Here is a 7,679-nt window from a genome sequence, read left to right as displayed (position 1 = left end):
TTTAGCTAGGCTGGCTCGGAGTCGGGCAACACCTTCAACACCACCAGCGTTGTGTCGTCCACGGGCTCAGGCCGCAGGGAAATCTCGTCCTGCAACAGGAGCTCTGGATCCTCGGGCAGCCACAGGGGAAGAGGATGGGATCCCCGACGGCCTCGGAAGGCATCCATCTGCTCAAACAAGCTCTCCAAAATGTCTTCGGGGGAGTCGTAGCGACAGGCAGCGTACTGGATGGCGTCCATCAGCCCAGAGGTTTCCAAGCGCTCGCCGCGGGTGTTGGCTGTCTCCGTGTAGCCATCGGTGTAGTACACCACCACATCCCCGGGTTGCAGTTGCACGCAGCTTTCCGAGTAGTGGCTGTTTTCTTCCAAGCCGATCAGCGCCCCCTCTGTGTCCAGGGGTTGAATTTCTCGGGTGCGGGCCTGCCACCACAGGGTGGGGTTGTGGGCCGCGTTGCTGAAGCAGAGGCGATGGGAGCGGGGATCGTACTCCGAATAAAACAGGCTGATGAAGCGATTGGAGTTTTCCAGGTCACTGTACATGGCCCGGTTCAGATGTTGCAGAACACGGGCCGGCGAATGGCGGTTGAGGGCCTCCGCCCGCACCATGGCGCGGGTCATGGTCATCAACAGGCCGGCGGGCACCCCTTTGCCCATCACATCCCCAATGACGATGGCCAAGCGAAAGCCTGCCGTTTCTTCAGATGAGTCGGATGTTTCCAGGCGTTCGCCGGGAATCTTGATGAAGTCATAGTAGTCGCCCCCCACTTTGCTGGCCACCCGGCAACGGGCTGCCAAGCGAATCCCCTTGACTTGAGGGCACTCCCGAGGTAGCAGTTGGGTCTGGATGTAGGAGCCGATCTCCATCTCTTTTTCCAGGGCCATCTTGCGGCGCAAGGCTGCCGTCAAGCGGTCATTTTCGATGGCCACCCCTGCCTGATCGGCGACCAAGCGCAACAGTTGTTGGCGACGTTCATCCCAGTGGTAGCCAGGCTGACGGCTGAAGACGTACAAGCGACCCTGGACAGAGTTGCGAATCAGCAGCGGCGTGCCGAAAAGGCGTACATCCGGCCCCAAGCTCTGGCGGAACCGTTCGTCCAAGAGGTGTTCAAGGGCAGGGATCTTAACAGACAGGGATCCCTCCGTTTTGAGAATGGGCTCTTGAGCCGAGAGGGTCTGGGTAATTTGCTCCATCTCAGCCCGAATCTGCTCGCGGTGATTGAGATCAGAGCAATGCAGTTGATCCAACTGGATGGTGCCGTTGGGATTGAACAAAACCAGGGCTCCGCCTTCGGCATCGGTCAGTTGGCTGGCCACAAAAGCCGTCAGCTCCAGGATCTGGTTCAAGTTGTTAAAAGAGCGCAGAGCAAAAGCCAGCCACGCCAGCAGATACTGCATCCGATGGTGTTCTCTCTCCAGTTCTGCCACCCGATCCGGCATTGCAGGGGCAGGCACAATGGCCGGCTTGACCTCCGGCAGCTCTCTATCATCGGACGCAACGGCACCTGAAGAGGTGGGATCCTCATCCTGGCCGGTCTGAGCTGAGCGCAAGTCCCCCGAATTGTCCGTGGGCGACAGCGACGGAGCATTGGGGGGGAGGGGATTTTTGCCCGAATCCTGGGCCAGCAAGGACTCTGACCACAAAGAATCTGACAGCCCGGCAGGGGGCTGCCCTAAAACGGCCTTTTGGGGGCTGTGATCATCCATCGGGAAGACTGGCGTTAATCCCTTGGAAACGTAACGAAACAGCTTAGCAAAAATATCACAAGCTTCATCACACTCATCCCTCACACCCAGCGATGCTGACGGGATCCCTGGCACAGCTCTCGGTAGAGCTGTTCCACCTGGCTGAGGTTGTGGCTGAGGGTATAGCGCTCCAGCACCCGCTGGCGGGCCTTCATCCCCAGCAGTTGGGTAAACTCCCGTTGATCCCGCAGCAAAGGCAGCAGCGTTTGCAGCTCCGCCGTCACCCGTGTCGGATCCAGCAGGATCCCGGCTCCATCGGCCAAAACCTCGCCATCGGCACCCACATCGGTGGCCACTGCTGCCAGCCCACAGGCCATCGCCTCCAACAGGGACAAAGAGAGCCCCTCGATTAAAGAGGGCAAAATAAACACATCGGCTCCTCGCAAGATCTCGATGCGTTGCTGCTCGTCGGCAATATAGCCCAGCCAGTGGATCCCATGTTGAAGGGTGTAGAAGGGCTTGAGGGTGTTGAGCAGTGGCCCATCCCCCACGATCAGCAGACCACACTTCTCCCCCATTTGGGCGTGTTTCCAAGCCTTGAGTAGGGCTTCCAGGTTTTTTTCCGGCGAGACCCGCCCTTGATAGACGAAGATCCGCTCCAGTCCCAACCGCTGTTTGAGGGTGGAGGGCCCAGGCGCGTACTTGTCCACATCCACACCATTGGGAATGACCACCACCTGCTGGGGGCTCACCCCCAGTTTGACCAAGATCTCCCGTTGCGTTTCCGAGAAGACAATGGTGCGGTGATAGTTGGCCAAACACGGGGCGTAGAGCTGGTAGGCCAAGTATTGGGTGCGAGAGGCGATGTTGCGCCGCCGTCGGTCGAAGGCAGGGTGGAAAGTAGCCACCAGCGGCTGGTTGAGCTCAGCGCAGATCTCCGGCAACACAAAGTCGATGGGAGAAATGGTCAAGGAGGCATGCACCAGATCCGGCTGCAATTCCTTGAGGGCCTGGGTGAGCAACCGCTTGGCGTTGGGGGCCGGGATCGTGTAAATCTGCGACTTGTACAGACAGGGGAGGGAAACGTCTCGACGATCCAGCTCCGCCCTCCAGCCTTCACCTCCAGGATCCAGGGCGGGCGGTTGGCCCTCGTTGGTGAAGTGAAAAAAGCTCACTTGATGCCCTCGATCCAAAAGGCCGTTGGTCATCTCGCGGCTATAGGTGACGTTGCCACAGAAAGGTGTCTTTTTGCCTATCCAGGCGATGTGCATGGGCGGATCCCCGCGGAGCTGAAACGCTGAGCTGCAAAGGGAGTCTCGATTCTTAAACCTCTACAAGAGTAGCAGAGTTGGCTCCTGCCTTGACCCGTTCCCCCAGAAGAGGGTATCCAGCCTGGCGCTGCGGCAGGATTTACGAGACCTCTCTGCCCAATAAGCTCCAGGTGTACAGCCCCGCCAGCCCCGTCAGAACAGCCAGGGCCACAAACATCCAGGGAAGGCCAAAGCAAGCTTCCGCCAATCCCGTAAACACCAGCGGCAAACTGAGGGCAATGTTGGCGGCGTTGTTCTGGAGCCCAAAAATCTTGCCCCGCAGATGGTCAGGCGTTTCCTCTTGGATCAAGGTTTGCATCGGCACCGCCACCAAAGCCCCCCCACAGCCCAACAGGGCAATCCAGCCCAAGCTGGGCAGCAGCCAGTGGGTCGTCCAGGAGAGGGCTGCCAGAGCCCCACAGAGCAGCAGGGATCCCAGGCCAACCCAGGCGCGGCGGCTCACCCGTCGGCCCGTATGGCCCACCCAAAAGGCGCCGATCCCCATGCCTAGGCCAGCAGCGGCCAACAACACCCCGAACTGATCCGGCTTCAGCTCTGCCATCACTTCGGCCATGCGCACCGCCAAAACTGCCAGCGCCGCAAACAGCGAGTAAAGCACCACCACCTGCACCAAAGCAGCTCGGATCAGGGGCACCTGGCCGACATAGTGCAGGCCCAAGCGGAGATCTTCCCAGAGGTGGGGGACTTCCCAACGCCGGGGCTCTAGCTTCTCATGGGGTTGTAGCAGCAATAGCAGGGATCCCGCTAAGAGGTAGGCTCCCCCCACCAACAGCTCCGGCCCCACTTCCCAGCCCGGCAACCAATGGCGTACCCAACGATCTGCCAGGGTTAACAGCGGCTCCCCCACGGCAAACCCGACGATCAGCGAAGCCATCATCGTGGTGGTGTACAGGGAGTTGGCCGCCAGCAACTCTCCTTTCGGCAGGATCAGCGGCAAAGTCGCCTGCTCGGCAGGAGCAAAAAACTGGGTCAGAACCGAGACGGCAAAGCTCACCAGCAACAGCCCCGCAAACCCCAAGGGGATCCCCGGCCAAAGGTCGCGCCCGGCAGTGAGCCAGAGCAGCGGCGGCAACAGCAGCACTAGGATCCCACGCCCCAGGTTGGAGAGCACCAACACCCCTTTTTTCAGCCAGCGATCCACAAATACCCCTGCCAGGCTGCCCAATAGCATCGCCGGCAGCGTAAAAGCCAGCATGATGGCCGAGACCCAACCGCTGATGGAAGCCCCTTCCGGCTGAAATTCGCGGGCAACCAACCCAATCAGCAGCACCAACAACACCTTGTCCGCCAACTGGGAACACGCCTGACCCATCCACAGCAGCAGGAAATTGCGCCGGCGCAGCACGGCCACAAAGTTTCTCAGGCCCGGCTCAGATAGACCTTGATCTTCTTTCTCTTCTTTTTGCCCTTTTTCGGGATCTTCAGGAGATGGCTCTGGCAAGGGATCCCCAGGAGAACACTCCGGCGAGCTGAGGGCGGGGCTTGCTGTCGGCTCAGGCAAGAGAGCTTCTGACTTCAGCCCCCAAGTTGGCGTTGACGCAGGTGGGGGATTCTGGAGAGGGGAACTGGGGTGGCAGATCCCTGCCCCTCCCTCCGGCCAGCCCCATCGTTGCTCCAAAGTCATCATGCTCCCCAGGTGACCTGCCCATTTCCCCGACGTCGGCCCCACAACAGAATGGGATCCCGTCAGCAAACAAAAGTGGAAATGGGGTGCCCCGATCTTATCTTGGCCCGCCTTCCAATCCACCAACCCAAATCTTGGGAATCGGCAGGCCTAGCTTCCTGCGGCAGACAAGGAGCGCAAGGGATCCGGGATCGACTCGCTGGGAGCCACAAAGCTGCCCTTCTCTACAAAGGTTAAGCGCAGGCTCAGCCAACGAATAAAATCCGCGTTGGTGGATACCACTGCCCCCAGGGGCTCCTTCAACTTGTCCCGCAGGGGCTTTAACTCTGGAGCTTCCATGAAGGCCGGCTGGGGCACCCAGAAGAAATCGACAGGGCAATGGCGCTCCTCGCAGTATCGACGACGCTCCTCCAGCACCTCTTCCAGAGGCTCAGAACGTAAGAAAGACAGGCTGGCAACGACAAAATGATAGGTAGTCGGTTCGGCAGCAGACATAAGATTGCTGTGGAACTGTGTTGAGAATAAAGGCTAGAGCCGGGCGTCCACCGCTCCTTGCAGATCCTCTCCCTCAGAGAGAGGCAGATTTGAGCAGATGCGGAGCCGGATCGCGGGAGCTACACAGCGGCTGACAGTCTTCCAACTGCCGGAGAACGGGTAGCCGCGCCATGACTTCCTCAGGGGGCATGGAGTGTTCTGAAGCCTGCTTGAGGGTAGGTAGAGCCTGAGCTGCCCATTCCCGAGCCCAGGGAGCGGACTCAGGAGTTTCCTTCTCCTCCAACAGCTCTTGGCAAAGGGCAGTTGAGCGCTCCAAGTCACCACTGCCTTGATATGCCATGATCAGAGCTACACGAGCCAAAACGCATTCTTCCGGATCTGCCCTAGAGCCATTGCGCTCGCTCAGGCGGCGGGACAAACTCTCTTGTCTTTCTTGGATGGAACAGCAGTAGCAGAAGGACTCGAGAAGGTTGATCGCCTCCAGGTAGCGCTCCTGCTTGAGAGCAGTGATACCGGCGCGGAGGGATCCATGGGGGTGGGACATGAGCCTAAGTACAAGAAAAGAGTTCGGACGGACTTGCACCTGAAGGTTATCCAGTCAGTGGCCCGTCTTCTCATCCAAGGTTTCGTGTCTAAAACTACTATACACCCTCTGGACAAGTGACCGCCGATTTACTCTTCCTCTTAAGCTTGTGGAAAGGGCGCTCAACCCTTACGGGCTAGGGTGTAGGCGCTGACATAGTGAGTCTCCCGGCGCAGCACCGCACAGCCTGCCTGTTGCAGGCGCACCCCCAGATCGTCGTGGATGTAGTCGCGGTAGTAGGGTTCGTGGAAGGTTTGCATAAAGGCTTCCATCGTCTCCTTCAGCTCTGGCGAATCCAGCAGTTGCACCGAGTCGCAGATGACCACCACGCCCCCTGGCTTCACCACCCGACTCATCTCGTTGATGACATTTTGTCTGGCCGGGCCAGGCAGCTCATGAAAGAGAAAAACGCTGATGACGGCGTCAAAGGTGGCATCGGCATAGGGCATGGCCTCGGCGTTGGCGCGGATAAGCTGGGGCAGCTCCCCCGGCAGCTCCTGCAACAGTCGGTTGGCCTTGCGCAGATAGGCGGGGGAAAGATCCAGACCGTACAAAGCCGCTTTGGGCAGGGATCCCCGCAGTAGGCGCAGCATCCGCCCCGTGCCACAAGCTACATCGAGGATGTGGGGGCTGACCAAGGTGGGATCCAAGGCATCTTTGAGCAGGCGAATCACCCGACGGCGCATCGCGTCCGCTGTGCCCCCAAACAGCAGCTCCACCTGCAGGTCATAAAGCTCAGCCGAGCTGTCGCTCAGGTAGCCGTTGGTTTGGTAATGGAAATTTTGCAGGTAGTATTTCGGATAGCCCTCGGTGGAGATGTCTTGAGAAAACTCTTGGTAACGCTTGCTGTGAACCCGCCGAGTAATTTGCGGCAAATCCAACCACACCTGTGGGTAATAGCGGGCAAAGTCCAGCCAGGGGTTGTCGAACAAGAGCGCGTGCGGGTAGTACCCTGCCTCAGCATCTTGCCAGTCCGCTTGCAGGAGTTGTTCATAACGGGCCCGCAACACCTGTAGCGTGTCAGCGCTCACCCGCACCTTGGCCCGCGGCGGCGGGGTCCTCCCGGAGGAGAAGCTTTGCAGATCCCTGAGCACGGAGAGCATCAGATCTGAAGCTTGGGTGGAGAGCGCTTTGTGGGCAAAGCCGAAGATGTTTTTGCCCCACTGAAAAGCGCGGTAGGCAGCTTCTCCGACTGGAGATGGGATCGGCAGCGACAGCTCAGGACTTAGTTGTAGGCTCATAACCCTGCAAGGTGCGAATGAAGAATGAAGGCTTAACGTTTGTTTACACTTAATTATAGCAAGGCGGCCACGCCGGGCCGGCACCCGCTGGGCGCGGGGAAAACCTGGCGGAATTGGATCCCTGAGCACACCCCATCTGGCCAAGCAGGGGAGTACTCTAGTGGTGTCCTCAAAAGGATGTCCCCGATTGCCCTATGAGCTGGAGGAAGGGGCTGATCAGGTCGATTTGATAATGGGAAGAGGGAGCGCCTCAGCATGACAACCAAGACGGTGTTGGTCATTGACGATAGCATCATGATTCGCAAGATGGTGGCCAGCATCTTGGCCGATCAGTTCCAAGTGGTGGAGGCCAAAGACGGGTTGACAGGGCTGGAAGCGGCCAAAAAACATCACCCCGACCTGATCCTGCTGGATTTTGTCATGCCCAAGATGGATGGCTACGACACCTTGCAGGCCATCCGCCGCGAAGACAGTCTGAAAAATACCCCTATCATCATGATGTCGGGGCTGAAGGAACAGGTGACTGCCCGCATTCCTGAGCCCTTTGTCGATTTTGATTTCATCGAGAAACCGTTTGAGGCAGATGCCCTTTTGGCTCTTATCCAAAAGGTCCTCCAGGTTGCCCCTGCCGCTGCACCGGAGCCGGGATCCGAAACCAACACCCAACTGATTCTGAACCGGCTCACCGCCATCGAGACGCTGCTGATTCAAGGTACGGAAAAC

At 58.8% G+C, this 7,679-nt stretch carries 7 protein-coding genes; 1 reads left to right on the top strand and 6 read right to left on the bottom strand.

Features of this window, described 5'->3' with window-relative positions:
• Window positions 1-5: 5 nt before the first annotated feature.
• From NW820_RS04465 to NW820_RS04440, 6 genes are all read right to left on the bottom strand, one after another.
• Window positions 6-1,787 (bottom strand): PP2C family protein-serine/threonine phosphatase, encoded by a 1,782-nt coding sequence (locus NW820_RS04465; RefSeq protein ID WP_414406796.1) that lies wholly within the window; start codon window positions 1,785-1,787, stop codon window positions 6-8.
• A complete protein-coding gene (locus tag NW820_RS04460; RefSeq protein WP_414406795.1) occupies window positions 1,784-2,953 on the bottom strand; it encodes a glycosyltransferase family 4 protein in 1,170 nt (389 codons plus the stop codon). The genes NW820_RS04465 and NW820_RS04460 overlap by 4 nt, the downstream gene beginning before the upstream one ends.
• 139 nt (window positions 2,954-3,092) lie before the next feature.
• Window positions 3,093-4,637, bottom strand: a complete 1,545-nt coding sequence (locus NW820_RS04455) for an MFS transporter (RefSeq protein WP_414406794.1) — start codon at window positions 4,635-4,637, stop codon at window positions 3,093-3,095.
• A 150-nt stretch (window positions 4,638-4,787) separates the two neighbouring features.
• Window positions 4,788-5,132: an MgPME-cyclase complex family protein gene (locus tag NW820_RS04450; protein WP_414329330.1), complete on the bottom strand. Its 345-nt coding sequence runs from the start codon at window positions 5,130-5,132 to the stop codon at window positions 4,788-4,790.
• A 73-nt stretch (window positions 5,133-5,205) separates the two neighbouring features.
• Window positions 5,206-5,676, bottom strand: a complete 471-nt coding sequence (locus NW820_RS04445; protein ID WP_011433648.1) for a hypothetical protein — start codon at window positions 5,674-5,676, stop codon at window positions 5,206-5,208.
• A 161-nt stretch (window positions 5,677-5,837) separates the two neighbouring features.
• A complete protein-coding gene (locus NW820_RS04440; protein ID WP_011433647.1) occupies window positions 5,838-6,956 on the bottom strand; it encodes a class I SAM-dependent methyltransferase in 1,119 nt (372 codons plus the stop codon).
• Window positions 6,957-7,211: 255 nt separating this feature from the next.
• On the opposite strand from NW820_RS04440, the gene NW820_RS04435 reads away from it, so the two are divergent.
• The coding region (locus tag NW820_RS04435; RefSeq protein ID WP_414406793.1) for a response regulator at window positions 7,212-7,679 on the top strand (468 nt) is incomplete at its 3' end.

The organism is Synechococcus sp. R55.7, assembly GCF_047461955.1.
Taxonomy (GTDB): Bacteria; Cyanobacteriota; Cyanobacteriia; order Thermostichales; family Thermostichaceae; genus Thermostichus.
This window is presented reverse-complemented; position numbering and strand designations above follow the sequence as displayed.